Below are 17,900 nucleotides of genomic sequence, written 5' to 3'. Positions count from 1 at the left end.
TATAGCGATTGGGAAATTGATCGAAATCAAGCTCCGCAAAAAGATATGAATTGGCTATAAGGCAGGTCTTGACGGCCTGGTCGGCAGCCCCGCCAGGCCTCAGGCGCATTCCATGGATGCGCCAGGATGCAGTACACCGGGGCCGCCCAGGGCTTTGAGGGGCTTATTTCCTGGAGCCCGAGCCTTCTTCGACCAGCCAGTCCAGCCGCCAGCCCCCCTCGCTGTGCGCCAGGTTCTCCGCCAGCCACGGCAGCAGGCTGCGCAGTTCGTCCTCCAGCGGCCACGGCGGGTTGGCGATGACCAGGCCGGAGCCGTTCAGGCGGTCGGCGCTGTCGGCGGGGTGGATCAGCAGTTCCGCGCGCAGCAGCTTCGGCGCCGCGCTCTTCTGCAGGTCCTGGTAGAAGCGCTTGAGCTGGCGCTCGTCCTTGATCGGATACCAGATCGCCACGACGGTCTGGCGCATCCGCCCGATCGCCTCGTCCAGCGCGGTGACGCAGCGTTCCAGCTCGTCGGCCTGCTCGAACGGCGGGTCGATCAGCAGCACCGCGCGCTTTTCCGGCGCCGGCAGGAAGGCCCGCGGCACGTGCCAGCCGTTGCCTTGGTGCACGGCCACGCGACGCTCGCCGGCCATGTTGGACTTGAGCAGGCGGCCGTCCTCGGGGTGCAGCTCGTTGAGCAGCAGGCGGTCCTGCGGACGGGTCAGGCGCCGCGCCAGTTCCGGCGAGCCGGGGTAGTAGCGCAACTGGCCGTCCGGGTTCAGCGCCTGCACCGCCTGCAGGTAGTCGCCGACCAGTTCCGGCAGGTCGTCGCGCTCCCACAGCCGGGCGATGCCCTGCTGCCACTCGCCGGTACGGCTGGCCTCGTCGCCCCACAGGTCGTACAGGCCGACGCCGGAATGGCTGTCGAGATAGGCGAACGGCGTGTCCTTGCGCGCCATCAGGGCGAACAGACGGGCGAGGACGATGTGTTTCAGCAGGTCGGCGTGGTTGCCGGCGTGGTAGGCGTGGCGATAGTTCATGGACGGGCAGGCTCCTTGGGACGCGAAGTTTAGCCGGAGTCCGGGTGTTTTAGCCTTCTATCACGCCCATGGATGTTGATAGGCAGCCTTCATTCACCAAACTAGACTGCCGGCATCCTTGTGGAGGCGCCAGACCATGTCCGAAACCCTGCTCAGTTCCCGCAACCTCGCCTTCGAGCTGTACGAAATGCTCGACGCCGAAGCCCTGACCCGCCGGCCCCGCTTCGCCGACCACAGCCGCGAGACCTTCGACGCGGCGATCGATACCGCCCGCGGCATCGCCGAGGAGCTGTTCGCCCCGCACAACCGCAAGAACGACGAGCACGAGCCGCAGTACGTCGACGGCGCCGCGCAGGTGATCGCGGAACTCAAGCCGGCGGTGGACGCCTTCATCGGGGCCGGCTTCCACAACGCCACCCGCGATTTCGAAAAGGGCGGCATGCAGATGCCCAACCTGCTGTCGCGCGCCTGCTTCGCCCACTTCCAGTCGGCCAACATCGCCACCGCGTCCTATCCGATGCTGAGCATGGGCGCCAGCAACCTGATCGAGGCGTTCGGCAGCGAGGAGCAGAAGCGCCGCTTCCTGCAGCCGATGATCGAGGGCCGCTTCTTCGGCACCATGTGCCTGACCGAGCCCCACGCCGGTTCCTCCCTGGCCGATATCCGCACCCGCGCCGAGCCGGCCGCCGACGGCAGCTACCGGATCAAGGGCAACAAAATCTTCATTTCCGGCGGCGACCATCCGCTGTCGGAGAACATCGTGCACATGGTCCTGGCCAAGCTGCCGGACGCCCCGGCGGGCGTGAAGGGCATCAGCCTGTTCATCGTGCCGAAGTTCCTGGTCAACGCCGACGGCAGCCTCGGCCCGCGCAACGACGTGACCCTGGCCGGGCTGTTCCACAAGATGGGCTGGCGCGGCACCACCTCCACCGCACTGAATTTCGGCGATAACGATGCATGCGTCGGCTATCTGGTGGGCAAGCCGCACCACGGCCTGGCCTGCATGTTCCAGATGATGAACGAGGCGCGCATCGGCGTCGGCATGGGCGCGATCATGCTCGGCTACGCCGGCTACCTCTATTCCCTGGACTACGCCCGCCAGCGCCCGCAGGGCCGCCCGCTGGACGCCAAGGACCCGGCTTCCGCGCCGGTGCCGATCATCCGGCACACCGACGTGCGGCGCATGCTGCTGGCGCAGAAGGCCTACGTGGAAGGCGCCTTCGACCTCGGCCTGTACTCGGCGCGACTGGTCGACGACTGCGAAACCCTGGACAGCGAAGACGAACGCAAGCAGGCCCACGAACTGCTCGACCTGCTCACCCCGATCGTCAAGTCCTGGCCCGCGGAGTTCTGCCTGAAGGCCAACGAACTGGCGATCCAGATCCTCGGCGGCCACGGCTACACCCGCGAGTATCCGGTGGAGCAGTACTACCGCGACAACCGCCTCAACCCGATCCACGAGGGCACCCACGGCATCCAGTCGCTCGACCTGCTCGGCCGCAAGCTCAGCCAGAACAAGGGTGCCGGCCTCAAGCAGCTGACCCGGCTGATCCACACCGCCTGCCAGCGCGCCAGCGGCTATCCGCAACTGGACGTTCTGCGCGAGCCGCTGGAGCGCCTGCTGGATCACCTGTCGAAGGTCACCCTGGAGCTGCTCGGCGACCTGATGCAGGGCCAGGCCGGCCAGGCGCTGGCCAACTCGGCGCTGTACCTCAAGGTGTTCGGCCACACGGTGATCGGCTGGCGCTGGCTGGAACAGACGATCCGCGCCAGCGACGGCCTGGCCCGCCTGGAACGCGACGGCGGCAATCCGGCCGACGCCGACTTCTACCGCGGCAAGCTGCAGGCGGCGCGCTACTTCCTGACCTGGGAAGTGCCGGCCTGCCACCACGAACTGGCCCTGCTCGAAGCCCGCGACGACACCTGTCTCGACATGCAGGATCCCTGGTTCTAGTCCCGCATGTTCCTCCAGCCCCGGCCACGCACCGGGGCTTTTTTCGTTTCCGGGGAGCCCGCCTTGATCGTTCCCACGCTCCTGCGTGGGAATGCCGCCCTCGACGCTCCCGCGTCGATGGGACGCGGAGCGTCCCCGGATGGGTTCCCACGCGGGAGCGTGGGAACCATGAAAGGGCCTGTCTGCGCCACCGCGGGACCGTCTGCAACAACCTTTGACAGCCTTGCAAATCCGCAGGTTAGAATCGGCTGGCACACGGTCTGCATCATTTCCGGCAGCCGCTTTCCCGCTCATTCCTGAACCCGCCGCCCGGAGACTGCCGCCTTGGATGCCGTAGCCGTCAATACCTACTTCCTGATCGGTGCGGTGCTGGTAGGCATGAGCATCCTGGTCAGCTCCCTCTCCTCGCGTCTCGGCATCCCCATCCTCGTCATCTTCCTCGCCGTCGGCATGATCGCCGGCACCGACGGCCCCGGCGGCATCGGCTTCAACAACTATCCCCTGGCCTACCTGGTGGGCAACCTGGCGCTCGCCGTGATCCTCCTCGACGGTGGCCTGCGCACGCGGGTGGCGAGCTTCCGCGTGGCGCTCTGGCCGGCGCTGTCGCTGGCGACGGTGGGCGTGCTGATCACCGCCGGGCTGACCGGCATGGCCGCCGCCTGGCTGTTCCACCTGAGCTGGATGGAGGGCCTGCTGATCGGCGCCATCGTCGGCTCCACGGACGCCGCGGCGGTGTTCTCCCTGCTCGGCGGCAAGGGCCTGAACGAACGGGTCACCGCCACCCTGGAGATCGAGTCCGGCAGCAACGACCCGATGGCGGTGTTCCTCACCGTGACCCTGATCGACATGCTCGCCCACGGCAAGAGCGGGCTGGACTGGGAATTCCTCGGCCATCTGCTGCGCGAGTTCGGCATCGGCGGGATCCTCGGCATCGGCGGCGGCTGGCTGCTGCTGCAGGTGATCAACCGCATGAACCTGGCCGGCGGGCTCTACCCGCTGCTGCTGATCAGCGGCGGTCTGGTGATCTTCGCCCTGGCCAATACGGTGCACGGCAGCGGCTTCCTCGCCATCTATCTGTGCGGCCTGGTGCTCGGCAACAAGCCGATCCGCTCGCGCCACGGCATCCTGCACATGCTCGACGGCATGGCCTGGCTGGCGCAGATCGGCATGTTCCTGGTCCTCGGCCTGCTGGTCACGCCCCACGACCTGTGGCCGATCGTCCTGCCCGCCCTGGCGCTGGCGCTGTGGATGATCATCGTCGCGCGGCCGCTGTCGGTGCTGGTCGGGCTGGCTCCGTTCCGCGCCTTCCACGGCCGCGAGAAGGCCTTCATCGCCTGGGTCGGCCTGCGCGGCGCGGTGCCGATCATCCTCGCGGTGTTCCCGCTGATGGCCGGCCTGCCGAACGCCCAGCTGTTCTTCAACGTGGCCTTCTTCATCGTGCTGATCTCGCTGCTGGTGCAGGGCACCAGTCTGCCCTGGGCCGCCAGGCTGCTGCGGGTGGTGGTGCCGCCGGATCCGGCGCCGATCTCCCGCGCCGGCCTGGAGGTCCACCCGACCAGCCAGTGGGAGCTGTTCGTCTATCACCTGAGCAAGGAAAAGTGGTGCATCGGCGCCGCCCTGCGCGAACTGAAGATGCCCGAGGGCACGCGCATCGCCGCGCTGTTCCGCGGCACCCAGCTGCTGCACCCGTCCGGCAGCACCATCCTCGAGGCCGACGACATCCTCTGCGTGATCGGCCACGAGCATGACCTGTCGTCCCTCGGCAAGCTGTTCAGCCAGGCGCCGGACCGCGGCCTGAGTGCGCGCTTCTTCGGCGACTTCGTCCTCGAAGGCGATGCGCAGCTGTCCGCCGTGGCGGCGCTCTACGGCCTGAAGCTGGAAGGCGTCGACGGCGAGCAGTCGCTGGGACGCTTCATCGCCCACGAGATCGGCGGCCAGGCGATCGTCGGCGACCAGGTCGAGTGGAACGGCCTGACCTGGACGGTCGCCGCCCTGGAAGGGAACAAGATTCGCAAGGTGGGGGTCAAATTCCCCGAAGGACGCCCGGGCCCCGGCCTGTTCCTCTAGCACACCGCGACGATCCGCCCCAGGGCGCCCGTTTGCGCGCGCCGTCAGCGAACGCATCCACGGGTCGCCGCCGGGCTTACAATCTGCGCCACGCCTCCGCCGACGCCGGCTTGCCGGCCGCGAGGGGCACACTACGCTTCATTCATCGCCCCGAGAGCCGCTGAACGCGACCATGCCATTCCTGCTGCGTTTTTTCCTTACCGTCATTCTCCTCGGCGGGACCTTCGCCGGCCTGCCCGCCGTGGCGGCCGATCCCGCTCTGCCGACCGCCGAGGAGGTCCAGAAGAGCCTTGACGGCCTTGCCGACCGCAAGCTCGCCGAAGCCGAGCTGCAGCCGCTCAAGGCCAGCCTCGAACATACCCTCAAGCTGCTGCAGGCCATGAGCGCCAGCGACAAGCAGCTGGATGAGCTGAAAGGCCGCCTGGCCGACGCGCCGCGCCTGATCACCGAAAACCAGCGCGACCTGACGCGCCTGCGCGCCACCCTGGTGCAGCCGGCCATCCAGCGCTACAGCGGCTACAACGCCACCCAGCTGGAAATGCTGCTGAACCAGCAGAGCAGCCAACTGGCCGACTGGCAGAAACAGCTGGCCGAAGCCAGGGGGCAGATCCTCACCGCGCAGACCCGCCCGGAACGCGCCCAGGCCGACATCAGCGTCAACCAGACCCGCCTGCTGGAAATCGGCACCGTGCTCAAGGCCGGCAAGAAAGACGGCAAGCCGCTGGGCGCCGAGCAGCGCAACGAACTGCTCGCCGAGCAGGCCGCGCTGACCGCGCAGAACCAGCTGCTGCGCCAGGAGCTGGCCGGCAACAACCTGCTGCTCGACCTGGCCAACAGCCAGCGCGACCTGCTCAGCGAACGCATCGCCCGGATAGAGCGCGAGACCCTGGAACTGCAGGGGATGATCAGCGAGAAGCGCCGTGAGCAGTCGGAAAAGACCGTTGCCGAACTGGCCAAGGACAGCAGCCAGGGCAGCGGCACCGACAGCCTGCTGAGCCAGGAAAACGCCACCAACCTGAAGCTTTCCGACTACCTGCTGCGCACCACCGACCGCCTCAACCAGCTGACCCGCGCCAATCTCGAAGCCAAGCAGCAGCTGGACAACCTGACCCAGGGCGAGCAGACCCTCGAACAGCAGATCGGCGTGCTGCGCGGCAGTCTGCTGCTGTCGAAGATCCTCTACCAGCAGAAGCAGACGCTGCCGGTGATCACGACCGACCGGAAGCTCGCCGACGAGATCGCCGACCTGCGCCTCTACCAGTTCGAGCTGAACCAGAGGCGCGACGAGCTGAGCGACATCCAGCTCTACATCGACAACCAGTTCGCCCAGAAACCCGAGGAAAACCTCACCCCCGCGCTGCGCCAGCACCTGACCGAAGTGCTGACCACCCGCGGCGAGCTGATGGACCGGCTGAACCACGAGCTGAACGCCGTGCTCAACGAGGCCATCACGCTGCAGCTGAGCCAGAAGCAGCTGATGGACACCAGCTCCAAGCTGCGCGCCACGCTGGACGAGCAGATGTTCTGGATTCCCAGCAACCGGCCGCTGGACCTGTCCTGGTTCAAGATCGCCCCGCTGCTGCTCAGCCACCAGCTCGCCGAAGTGCCCTGGGGCTCGGCGATCCGGGAAGTCGGCGAAGGCCTGATCGACCAGCCGCTGCTGTTCCTCCCGCTGCTGCTGCTGGTCGCGGTGCTGCTGTGGAAGCGCCGTTTCCTCTACGACAAGCTGGCCTCGCTGAACGACGACATCGGCCACTTCAAGCGCGACGGCCAGATGCACACGCCGCTGGCCCTGCTGCTGGTGTTCCTGCTCGCCCTGCCCGGCGCGCTGGGCCTGGCCATCGCCGGCCTGGCGCTGCTGATGGACGCGCGCGGACAGAACGCCACCCTCGGCAGCGCGCTGCTGGAAATGGCCCAGGTCTGGCTGGTGTTCTACACCGCCCACGGCATCCTGCGCCCCGGCGGCATCGCCGAGCGGCATTTCCACTGGAGCCAGGCGCAGGTGCAGTTCCTCGGCAAGCTGCTGCGCAAGCTGGGCGTGGTGGTGCTGTTCCTGGTCGCCGTGGTCACCGTCGCCGAGCACCAGCCGGCCAGCCTCGCCGACGACGTGATCGGCATCGGCGTGGTGCTGTTCGGCTATGCGGCGATGACCTGGCTGCTCGCCAAGCTGCTGTTCCAGCGCCCGTCCACCGACCGCCCGTCGATGATCAAGATGATCGTCGGCCTGGCCTTCACCGCGCTGCCGATCGCGCTCTTCCTCGCGGTCAGCTTCGGCTACTACTACACCGCGCTGAAGCTCACCGACCGGCTCATCGACACCCTCTACCTGCTGCTGATCTGGATCGTCATCGAGGCGGCCTTCGTCCGCGGCATGAGCGTCGCCGCGCGCCGCCTGGCCTACCAGCGCGCCCAGGCCAAGCGCCAGGCGCAGCCCAAGGAAGGCCCGGAAGGCGGCGAGACGCTGGAGGAACCGACCCTCGGCATCGAGCAGATCAACGAGCAGTCGATGCGCCTGATCCGCCTCGGCCTGCTGATCGGCTTCGTGGTGGCGCTGTACTGGGTGTGGGCGGACCTGATCAGCGTGGTCTCCTACCTCGACAACGTCACCCTCTACCAATTCACCAGCGGCAGCGGCGAAGCCGCCACCACTTCGCCGATCAGCCTCGGCGACCTGCTCACCGCGCTGGTCATCGCCGGCGTCACCGCGGCCCTGGCGCGCAACCTGCCGGGCCTGCTGGAAGTGCTGGTGCTGCAGCGCCTGACCCTGGCCCAGGGCAGCGCCTACGCCATGACCACCCTGCTGTCCTACAGCATCAGCGGCATCGGCATCGTCAGCGCGCTGTCCACCCTCGGCGTCAGCTGGGACAAGCTGCAGTGGCTGGTCGCCGCGCTGTCCGTGGGCCTCGGCTTCGGCCTGCAGGCGATCTTCTCCAACTTCGTCTCCGGCCTGATCATCCTCTTCGAGCGTCCGGTACGGATCGGCGACGTGGTGACCATCGGCAACCTGTCGGGCACGGTGAGCCGGATCCGCATCCGCGCCACCACCATCACCGACTTCGACCGCAAGGAAATCATCGTCCCGAACCAGACCTTCATCACCGGCCAGCTGGTGAACTGGTCGCTCAGCGACACCATCACCCGGGTGACCATCAAGATCGGCCTGGCCTACGAAAGCGACCTGACCCTGGCGCGCAAGATCATGACCGACGCCGTGCGCGCCAACCCCCGCGTACTGCGCGACCCGGAGCCGACCCTGTACTTCACCATGATCAGCGCCAGCACCTTCGACTTCGAGCTGCGCTTCCACGTGCGCGAGCTGGGCGACCGCAACCCGGCGGTGGACGAGGTACTGACGAAGATCGCCCTGGCCTTCCGCGAGGCCGGCGTCGACATGGCGTTCAACCAGGTCGACGTGTTCGTCAAGAACCTGCAGGGCCAGGAAGCCCAGCTGATAATCGGCAAGCCACAGAGCCAGCCGCAGGTCCAGGCCCAGCCCGTGCAATTGCAGCAGCTCAAGCCGGGCGCCGAGAAGTCCTGAATCTGGACGCCTTCAGACAAGTCCGAGCACAATACTCGGACTTGTCTCGTTTTCCATGTGGAAAAGTCCCAACTTGAAGAAGCTCGACGATCTGGTTTTCGACAACCGCTACGCCCGCCTGGGCGATGCCTTCTCCACCGAAGTGCTGCCCGATCCCATCGCCGAGCCGCGGCTGGTGATCGCCAGCCCGGCGGCGATGACCCTGCTCGATCTCGATCCGGCGGAAGCCGACAACCCGGTATTCGCCGAGCTGTTCTCCGGGCACAAGCTGTGGGCGGAAGCCGAGCCGCGGGCGATGGTCTATTCCGGCCACCAGTTCGGCGCCTACAACCCGCGCCTCGGTGACGGCCGTGGCCTGCTGCTGGGCGAGGTGGTCAACGACGCCGGCGAACACTGGGACCTGCACCTCAAGGGCGCCGGCCAGACGCCTTATTCGCGCATGGGTGACGGTCGCGCGGTGCTGCGCTCATCGATCCGCGAATTCCTCGCCAGCGAACACCTCAATGCCCTCGGCATCCCCACCAGCCGTGCGCTGTGCGTGACGGGATCGAGCACCACGGTATGGCGGGAAACCCGCGAAACCGGCGCGATGCTGCTGCGCCTGGCGCAGAGCCACGTGCGCTTCGGCCACTTCGAATACTTCTACTACACCCAGCAGCCCGAGCGCCTGAAGGAGCTCGGCGAGCACGTACTGCGCTGCCATTTCCCGCACTGCCTGGAGCAGGAGCAGCCCTACGCCGCGTTCTTCCGCGAAGTGGTGGAGCGCAACGCCGAGCTGATCGCGCTGTGGCAGGCGTACGGTTTCTGCCACGGAGTGATGAACACCGACAACATGTCGATCCTCGGCATCACCTTCGACTATGGCCCCTACGCCTTCCTCGACGACTTCGACGCGCGGCACATCTGCAACCACTCGGACGATGCCGGGCGCTACTCCTTCAGCAACCAGGTGCCGATCGCCCACTGGAACCTGGCGGCGCTGGGCCAGGCGCTGACGCCCTTCGTCGAGGTGGACGAACTGCGCGCCAGCCTCGGCCTGTTCCTGCCGCTGTACCAGGCGCACTACCTCGACCTGATGCGCCGCCGACTCGGCCTGACCAGCGCCGAGGATGGCGACGAGGAACTGGTGCAGCGCCTGCTGCAGCTGATGCAGAACGGCGGCGTGGACTACAGCCGCTTCTTCCGCGAACTGGGCGATAGCGCGCCCGCCGAAGCGCTGGTGCGGCTACGCGAGGAATTCGTCGATCTGGCTGGGTTCGATGCCTGGGGCAGCGAATACAGCGCCCGTGTCGAACGCGATGGCGGCGACCAGCAGCAGCGGCGCGTGCGCATGCATGCGGTCAACCCGCGCTATGTGCTGCGCAACTATCTGGCCCAGGAAGCGATCACTGCCGCGGAACAGGGCGACTACGCCCCGGTTCGCGAGCTGTATGACGTGCTGATGAGGCCGTTCGACGAACAGCCGGGGAACGAACGCTATGCGGAACGCCCGCCGGAGTGGGGCAAGCATCTGGAGATCAGCTGCTCGTCCTGACTCCGGCGGTGACGGGTGGTCAGTTGCTGACCGTATCGCCGACCCCATCCTGACCGCGCGGCGCTTCGCCTTCGGCATCCCGGCCACGGGCTTCGCCAACGTCGCCTACGCCGTCCTGGCCGCGGGGAGCCTCACCTTCGGCGTCACGACCGCGGGCTTCGCCAACGTCACCCGGGCTATCCGCACCACGCGGGCCCTCGCCTTCGGCGTCCCGCCCGCGCGCCTCGCCGACATCGCCCTGGCTGCGCCCCGGCCCCGAGTTGCTGGCAGTGCCGCCGGCCTTGCCCGGTCCGCTATTGGCGCTGCCCGGACCGCTATTGCCGCCCCGGCCGCCACCATCGTCGCCACCGGCATGGCCGCTGCCACCATGGCCGCTACCGGAGCCGCCACCCGATCCACTGCCGCCATGGCCCCCGCCAGATCCGCCACCTGAGCCACCACCATGGCCGCCACCACCGGAGCCACCGCCGCCGCCCGAGCCACCTCCGCCGCCGCCCGAACCGCCGCCACCGCCACCACCGCCGCCGGAGCCCCCTCCACCGCCACCGTGGCCACCTCCGCCGCCGTGGCCACCTCCGCCCGAGCCGCTCGCCGCCTCGGCCGAAGAAACCAGATGATCGATCAGCGGGGTCACCGCTGCTCCGGCATACAGGGCCGCACAGATTGCCGCGGCGATCAGTGTCTTGCGCTGTCTCATGGGACACCTCGATTGTTCTTGGATATCGGTGGTGGTGGAACACTTGCTTAACACATGAGACTAGACATGTTTGGTAACTATTGCGTTCACGATGCAGCCCCCATGACGACCAGCGGTAGGCAGCGAAATCGACCAGGCGCCGGCTTACCCCGATTCATTGCCCTGCGACATTGACCGGTTACCGGTGCATCCCCATGCTGGCATGCCTGCCATCCCATACGAAGGAGCGTCGCATGAAACTGGAAACCCTCGCCGTCCACGCCGGCTACAGCCCCGATCCGACCACCAGGGCGGTGGCCGTGCCGATCTACCAGACCACCTCCTACGCGTTCGACGACACCCAGCACGGTGCCGACCTGTTCGACCTGAAGGTGGCCGGCAACATCTATACGCGGATCATGAACCCGACCAATGCCGTGCTGGAGGAACGCGTCGCCGCGCTGGAAGGCGGCGTCGGCGCACTGGCGGTAGCCTCGGGCATGGCGGCCATCACCTACGCGATCCAGACCGTCGCCGAGGCCGGCGACAACATCGTCTCGGTGGCCAAGCTGTATGGCGGCACCTACAACCTGCTGGCGCACACCCTGCCGCGCTTCGGCATCCAGACGCGCTTCGCCGCCCATGACGACATCCCGGCGCTGGAAGCGTTGATCGACGAGCGCACCAAGGCGGTGTTCTGCGAGTCCATCGGCAACCCGGCAGGCAACATCGTCGATCTGCAGGCCCTGGCCGACGCCGCGCACCGCCACGGCGTGCCGCTGATCGTCGACAACACCGTGGCGACGCCGGTGCTGTGCCGGCCGTTCGAGCACGGTGCGGACATCGTCGTGCACTCGCTGACCAAATACATCGGCGGCCACGGCACCAGCATCGGCGGCATGGTCGTCGACTCCGGCAAGTTCCCCTGGGCGCAGCACCAGGCGCGCTTCCCGCTGCTCAACACTCCCGACCCGTCCTACCACGGCGTGACCTACACCGAAGCCTTCGGCCCAGCCGCCTTCATCGGCCGCTGCCGCGTGGTGCCGCTGCGCAATACCGGTGCGGCACTCTCGCCATTCAACGCATTCCTCATCCTGCAGGGGCTGGAAACCCTGGCCCTGCGCATGGAGCGGCATTGCGACAACGCGCTGAAGGTCGCCGAGTTCCTGCAAGACCATCCACAGGTAGCCTGGGTGAAATACGCCGGCCTGGCCGATCACCCGGAAAACGCCCTGGCCCGGCGCTACATGGATGGCCGGCCGGCATCGATTCTCTCGTTCGGCATCAAGGGTGGCAGCGAAGCCGGCGCGCGCTTCATCGACGCCCTGCAACTGGTGGTGCGGCTGGTGAACATCGGCGATGCCAAATCGCTGGCCTGCCACCCGGCGTCCACCACCCACCGCCAGCTCAACGCGGAGGAACTGGCGCGCGCCGGGGTCAGTCAGGACATGGTGCGCCTGTCGATCGGCATCGAGCACATCGACGACATCCTCGCCGACCTGACCCAGGCGCTGCAGGCCGCTGCTCGCTAGCGGACGAGGCTGCCCCGCACTGGCAACCGCCACAGGCATCCCGATTCGATCCGGACCACCCCGTCCCCATTGCAATCGGGCTGCCGCGGCACAACATTGGTTGCGCTCCCTTGCCTCAGGAACCCCACCATGTCCGAAACCCTGCTCGTTCCCTGCCCGCAGTGCGGCGGCCTCAACCGTCTCCCCGCCGAGCGCCTTGCCGACCAGCCGCGCTGCGGCCGCTGCCGGGGCGAAGTGCTGCCGAACCGCCCCATCGAAATCACCGATGCCAGCTACGCCGCGCAGATCAAGGGCGACCTGCCGCTGCTGCTGGATGTCTGGGCGGACTGGTGCGGCCCGTGCAAGGCCTTCGCGCCGGTGTTCGAGCAGGCCGCCACGCGCCTGGCCGGGCGCTGCCGCCTGGGCAAGCTGGACAGCGATGCCAACCGGGAGGTCTCGGCGCGCCTGGGCATCCGTTCGATTCCCAGCCTGATCCTGTTCCGCAACGGCCAGGAAGTGGCGCGCCAGAGCGGCGCCATGCCGCTGCCGCAGTTGCTCGACTGGCTGGCGCGCCAGGGGATTTGAGGCAGCGCGGCAAGCCGGTCGCCGCGCCGGGGGATCACTCCGCTTCGAGCAGATCGTGCAGTTCGACGAACTGCTGGGTCAGCTTGTGGCGCGGGTCCATGAAGATCAGCGGGGTGCAGGCCTGGTGCGACTCGCGCATGCGCACCGAACTCATCAGGTAGACCGGCAGCACCGGCAGATCCTCGCCGACCAGCTCGTCGAGCATCTGCTGCGGCAGGGTCGCGCGCGGCTGGAACTGGTTGACCACGATGCCTTCCACCTCCAGGTCCTCGTTGTGGTCCTCGCGCAGTTCCTCGATCTCCTGCAGCAGGCCGTACAGCGCCTGGCGGGAGAAGCTGTCGCAATCGAAGGGAATCAGGCAGCGATCCGCCGCGATCAGCGCGGATACGGTGTAGAAGTTCAGCGCCGGCGGGGTATCCAGGTAGATCCGGTCGTAGTCGTCTTCCAGCAGGTCGAGCAGTTTGCGCAGCTTGTTGATCTTGTGCTTGGCCTCCAGCTTCGGCTGCAGGTCCCGCAGTTCCGCGTTGGCGGTGATCACGTGCAGGTTGTCGAACGGCGTCTCGTGGATCTGCACGCCGCCGTTGCGGCTGAACGGCCCGGAATTCAGCACGTGGCGGAAGAAGCCGGTGATGCCCGGCGGCAGGTCGTCGCCGGTGAGGCCGGTGAGGTAGTGGCTGGAGTTGGCCTGGGCGTCCAGGTCCACCAGCAGGGTCCGGTAGCCTTCGGCCGCGCTGACCGCCGCCAGGTTGCAGGCGATGCTGGACTTGCCGACCCCGCCTTTCTGATTGAACACCACGCGCCGCATACAGCTCCCTCCTTTTCATGCTGCCCGGGATTCTATGCGCTGCCTCCGGCCACAGGCGAGCCTTTCCGCCGAAGCACGCCGCCGGGCCGGCGAACGGGCCGGACGCCGGTCATGTCCCGGGCGGATTCGGGCGGCCCACCTCGCGGGTGACCAGGTCGACGAAGGACTGCACCAGCGGCGAGCGTTCGTCGCGCCGCCGCACCAGCCACACCGAGGTGGTCGCCCCGGGATCGCTGAGGGTGCGATAGACCACGCCGTCCACCCGCGTCCGGCGGAACGACGCCGGCAGCATCGACACCCCCATGCCGGCCGCCACCAGGCCGATGATGGTCATCGCCTCGCCGGCTTCCTGGGCGATGGCCGGGGTGAAGCCGGCCTGCCGCGCCAGCTCCATGAGGTTGTCGTAGAGGCCGGTGCCGTAGCTGCGCGGGAAGAACACGAAGGGCTCGCCGGCCAGCGCGGCGATCGACAGCCCGTCGGCGCTCTGCGGCACCAGCGGATGATCGGCGCGCAGCACGGCGACCAGCGGTTCGCTGAACAGCTCCACGGCTTCGAGGCTGTCCGGCAGGGCGATCGGGCGGATCACCCCGACCTGCACGCGCTCGTCCTGCAGCGCCTGCACCACCTGGGCGCTGCTCATTTCCTGGAGGTCGAGATGCACTTCCGGGCAGGCCTGGCGGAACGCCAGGATGCTGCGCGGGATGCTCGAGGTGAAGGGCGCCGAGGCGGTGAAGCCGATCTTCAGCTCGCCGATCTCGCCCTGGTGCGCGCGCCGGGCCAGCAGCACGGCCTTGTCGACCTGCTGGAGGATCGCCCGCGCCTCGTCGAGGAACAGCCGCCCGGCCGCGGTCAGGGCGACGCGGCGGTTGGTGCGGTCGAGCAGGCGCGCGCCGATTTCCTCTTCCAGCGCCTGGATCTGCTGGCTCAGCGGCGGCTGGGAAATGCCCAGCTGTCCGGCGGCGCGGCCGAAATGCAGCTCCTCGGCGACGGCGATGAAGTAACGCAGGTGACGCAGCTCCATATGATTCGTCTTACATATCAAACGTGTCGATTAATATATTGGAAATAATAAATTCCGCTCCGTATTCTTTCCACACAAGCCCAATAACAACTTTCTCTTCAACGGTCCCACCTGCGCCAGCAGGCATTCCGGACCAATCAACCTGAATTCGAGGTGAGTTGTGAGCCATTCCGCCTTGCGGGCTTCCCAGGATAGCGAACCCTTCCCTGCCGCCGGCGCCAGCCTGTCGCTGGTCGCCGATAACGACGCCGGCAGCGACACCCACATAGAAAGAGGCACACCGGCCTTCATGCGCACCGCACTGGCGCTGTTCGCCGGCGGTTTCGCCACCTTCGCCCTGCTCTACTGCGTGCAGCCGATGATGCCGGTGCTGTCCCGGGCCTTCGCCCTGACCGCCGCGCAGAGCAGCCTGGTGCTGTCGGTATCGACCATCACCATGGCGGTCGGCCTGCTGTTCACCGGTCCGGTTTCCGACGCCATCGGCCGCAAGTCGATCATGGTCGCCTCGCTGTTCCTCGCCGCGCTGTTCACCATCGGCAGCGCGCTGATGCCGACCTGGCACGGCGTGCTGGTCATGCGCGCGCTGCTCGGCCTGGCCCTGAGCGGCCTGGCGGCGGTGGGCATGACCTACCTGAGCGAGGAAATCCATCCGCGCCACATCGGCTTCGCCATGGGCCTGTACATCGGCGGCAACGCCATCGGCGGGATGAGCGGGCGGCTGATCACCGGCGTGCTGGTGGACTTCGTCTCCTGGCACGTCGCCCTGGCGACGCTGGGCGGTATCGCGCTGGTCGCCGCCGCGGTGTTCTGGCGCATCCTGCCGGAGTCGCGCAATTTCCGCCCGACGCCGCTGAACCTGCGGCAGCTGCGCGAAGGCTTCGCCGGGCACCTGCGCGACGCCGGCCTGCCATGGCTGTTCCTGGTCGGCTTCCTGCTGATGGGCGGCTTCGTCACCCTGTTCAACTACATCGGCTACCGCCTGCTGGCCGAGCCCTACCACATGAGCCAGGCGCTGGTCGGCGTGCTGTCGCTGGTCTATCTGGTGGGCATCTACAGCTCCGCCTGGGTCGGCTCCCTCGCCGACAAACTGGGCCGGCGCAAGGTGCTCTGGAGCGTGCTGCTGCTGATGCTGGGCGGCCTGCTGCTGACCCTGTTCAGCGCCCTGCCGCTGATCGTCGCCGGCCTGCTGCTGTTCACCTTCGGCTTCTTCGCCGCGCATTCGGTGGCGAGCAGCTGGATCGGCCGCCGCGCATTGCGGGCCAAGGGCCAGGCCTCCTCGCTGTACCTGTTCTGCTACTACCTCGGCTCCAGCGTGGCGGGTACCGCCGGCGGGGTGTTCTGGCACCACTTCGGCTGGATGGGCGTCGGCCTGTTCATCGCCGCGCTGCTGGTAATCGCGCTGGGCATCGCCCTGCACCTGTCGCGGCTGGCGGTGTTACCGGTCAATGGAAGCACGACGTCGAACGGCTGAAAGTGTGTCGAATCTACACACGCTCCAGAAAGAAAGAGTCGCCAACAGACATGTTTCGTCGCTGAAGAACAAATGACCAGCATCCTCCCAGCGCCTGCCAGCCGGGCGCCGGGTATCTTCTACCCATCCATGCGACTTTAGTTGTAACAGGATGTGGCGCGTTCCTTGCGTACAGAATCCAGCACACGTTGTTGGATTCTCGAAACACCCCTCTTTCGATTCCGCAATACCCCGTTTCCCTCCTGTAGTAGCAATAGGTAAAGCATGAGCAGTACCCCTTCCAACGGGCTCGCCCAGGGCCTGAAAAATCGTCATGTCACCATGCTCTCCATTGCCGGCGCCATCGGTGCCGGTCTGTTCGTCGGCTCCGGCCACGCCATCGCCGAAGCCGGCCCCGCCGTGATGATTTCCTACCTGGTCGCGGGCGCGCTGGTGGTGCTGGTCATGCGCATGCTGGCCGAAATGGCCGTGGCCCAGCCCGACAGCGGTTCCTTCTCCACCTACGCCGACCGTTCCATCGGCCACTGGGCCGGCTTCACCATCGGCTGGCTGTACTGGTGGTTCTGGGTGCTGGTGATCCCGCTGGAAGCCAACGCCGCCGGCGCCATCATCCACGCCTGGTTCCCCGGCGCGCCGATCTGGGTACTGGCCTTCGTCATCACCGCCGCGCTGACCGTCACCAACCTGTTCAGCGTGAAGAACTACGGTGAGTTCGAGTTCTGGCTGGCGCTGATCAAGGTCGGTTCGATCATCGCCTTCATCGTCCTCGGCTGCGCCGCCATCTTCGGCGTCTCGCTGAACCCGCAGGTCAGCGGCATCAGCCACCTGTACGCCGAGGGCGGCTTCATGCCCAAGGGCTGGGGCGCCGTGCTGGCCGCGCTGCTGACCACCATGTTCTCCTTCATGGGTTCGGAGATCGTCACCATCGCCGCCGCCGAGTCCAAGGATCCGGCCCAGCAGATCACCCGCGCCACCAACTCGGTGATCTGGCGTATCGCGCTGTTCTACCTGCTGTCGATCCTGATCGTGGTCTGCCTGGTGCCGTGGAACGATCCGCGCCTGGCCAGCATGGGCTCCTACCAGACCGTGCTGGAGACCCTGAACGTTCCGTACGCCAAGCTGATCGTCGACATCATCGTCCTCGTCTCGGTGACCAGCTGCCTGAACTCGGCGCTGTACACCGCCTCGCGCATGCTGTTCAGCCTCAGCAAGCGCGGCGACGCCCCGCGCATCGCCCAGGTGACCAACGCCAGCCGCACCCCGGTGTTCGCCGTGCTGCTGTCCACCGCCATGGCTTTCCTCTGCACCTTCGCCAACTACCTGGCGCCGGCCGAGGTGTTCAACTTCCTGCTGGCCAGCTCCGGCGCCATCGCCCTGCTGGTGTACCTGGTGATCGCCATGTCCCAGCTGCGCATGCGCAGGAAGCTGCTCGCCAGCGGCCATCAGCTGACCCTGAAGATGTGGCTGTTCCCCTGGCTGACCTGGGCCGTGATCATCTTCATCGTCGCCGCCCTGGTGACCATGATGATCCGCCCGGACCACCGCATGGAGGTGGTCGCCACCACCCTGCTGACCATAGTGGTGGTCTGCTCCGGCCTGCTGGTGTCCCAGCGCCGCAAGGCCCAGCGTGCCGCCGGAATGGTGGCCGACGCGGCCTGATCCAGACCGACCTGTACAAGCGGGCCATGCCCGCGAAAGGCGCAGCCGACATGAAAAAGCC

General features: G+C 67.2%; 12 protein-coding genes. 8 read left to right on the top strand and 4 right to left on the bottom strand.

All coding sequences use genetic code 11. The annotated features are described in order from the left end of the window. Positions 1-163: 163 nt before the first annotated feature. On the bottom strand, positions 164-1,018 hold the full coding sequence (locus BLR75_RS23845) for a 23S rRNA (adenine(2030)-N(6))-methyltransferase RlmJ (protein ID WP_084314538.1): 855 nt from the start codon (positions 1,016-1,018) through the stop codon (positions 164-166). Positions 1,019-1,154: 136 nt separating this feature from the next. Here BLR75_RS23845 and BLR75_RS23840 point away from each other — a divergent pair, with 136 nt between their 5' ends. From BLR75_RS23840 to selO, 4 genes are all read left to right on the top strand, one after another. Next, a complete protein-coding gene (locus tag BLR75_RS23840) occupies positions 1,155-2,972 on the top strand; it encodes an acyl-CoA dehydrogenase (protein ID WP_084314537.1) in 1,818 nt (605 codons plus the stop codon). Between the two features lie 324 nt (positions 2,973-3,296). Then, on the top strand, positions 3,297-5,039 hold the full coding sequence (locus BLR75_RS23835; RefSeq protein ID WP_084314536.1) for a potassium/proton antiporter: 1,743 nt from the start codon (positions 3,297-3,299) through the stop codon (positions 5,037-5,039). 172 nt (positions 5,040-5,211) lie between these two features. After that, on the top strand, positions 5,212-8,577 hold the full coding sequence (gene mscK / locus BLR75_RS23830; RefSeq protein ID WP_084314535.1) for a mechanosensitive channel MscK: 3,366 nt from the start codon (positions 5,212-5,214) through the stop codon (positions 8,575-8,577). Positions 8,578-8,650: 73 nt separating this feature from the next. Beyond that, complete coding sequence (gene selO, locus BLR75_RS23825; protein WP_084314534.1) at positions 8,651-10,111, top strand: protein adenylyltransferase SelO; 1,461 nt, start codon at positions 8,651-8,653, stop codon at positions 10,109-10,111. A 19-nt stretch (positions 10,112-10,130) separates the two neighbouring features. Here the strand turns inward: selO and BLR75_RS26825 are convergent, their stop codons facing one another. Then, positions 10,131-10,808: a hypothetical protein gene (locus BLR75_RS26825; RefSeq protein ID WP_169720290.1), complete on the bottom strand. Its 678-nt coding sequence runs from the start codon at positions 10,806-10,808 to the stop codon at positions 10,131-10,133. Between the two features lie 233 nt (positions 10,809-11,041). On the opposite strand from BLR75_RS26825, the gene BLR75_RS23815 reads away from it, so the two are divergent. Both BLR75_RS23815 and trxC read left to right on the top strand, forming a co-directional pair. Then, positions 11,042-12,319 carry a bifunctional O-acetylhomoserine aminocarboxypropyltransferase/cysteine synthase gene (locus BLR75_RS23815; RefSeq protein ID WP_084314533.1) on the top strand — a complete coding sequence of 426 codons (1,278 nt, stop codon included), beginning with the start codon at positions 11,042-11,044 and terminating at the stop codon, positions 12,317-12,319. 129 nt (positions 12,320-12,448) lie between these two features. Next, entirely contained in the window at positions 12,449-12,883 is a 435-nt protein-coding gene (gene trxC, locus BLR75_RS23810; protein ID WP_084314532.1) for a thioredoxin TrxC, read from the top strand. A 34-nt stretch (positions 12,884-12,917) separates the two neighbouring features. On the opposite strand, the gene BLR75_RS23805 is transcribed toward trxC, so the two are convergent. Beyond that, a complete protein-coding gene (locus BLR75_RS23805) occupies positions 12,918-13,688 on the bottom strand; it encodes a ParA family protein (protein WP_084314531.1) in 771 nt (256 codons plus the stop codon). Positions 13,689-13,797: 109 nt separating this feature from the next. Further along, on the bottom strand, positions 13,798-14,709 hold the full coding sequence (locus BLR75_RS23800; protein WP_084314530.1) for a LysR family transcriptional regulator: 912 nt from the start codon (positions 14,707-14,709) through the stop codon (positions 13,798-13,800). A gap of 223 nt (positions 14,710-14,932) precedes the next feature. On the opposite strand from BLR75_RS23800, the gene BLR75_RS23795 reads away from it, so the two are divergent. After that, positions 14,933-16,180 carry an MFS transporter gene (locus tag BLR75_RS23795; RefSeq protein WP_245726189.1) on the top strand — a complete coding sequence of 416 codons (1,248 nt, stop codon included), beginning with the start codon at positions 14,933-14,935 and terminating at the stop codon, positions 16,178-16,180. Between the two features lie 264 nt (positions 16,181-16,444). Beyond that, positions 16,445-17,839, top strand: a complete 1,395-nt coding sequence (gene gabP, locus BLR75_RS23790) for a GABA permease (protein ID WP_084314528.1) — start codon at positions 16,445-16,447, stop codon at positions 17,837-17,839. Positions 17,840-17,900 lie beyond the last annotated feature (61 nt).

The sequence above is a fragment of the Pseudomonas jinjuensis genome (assembly GCF_900103845.1).
Taxonomy (GTDB): domain Bacteria; phylum Pseudomonadota; class Gammaproteobacteria; order Pseudomonadales; family Pseudomonadaceae; genus Pseudomonas; species Pseudomonas jinjuensis.
This window is presented reverse-complemented; position numbering and strand designations above follow the sequence as displayed.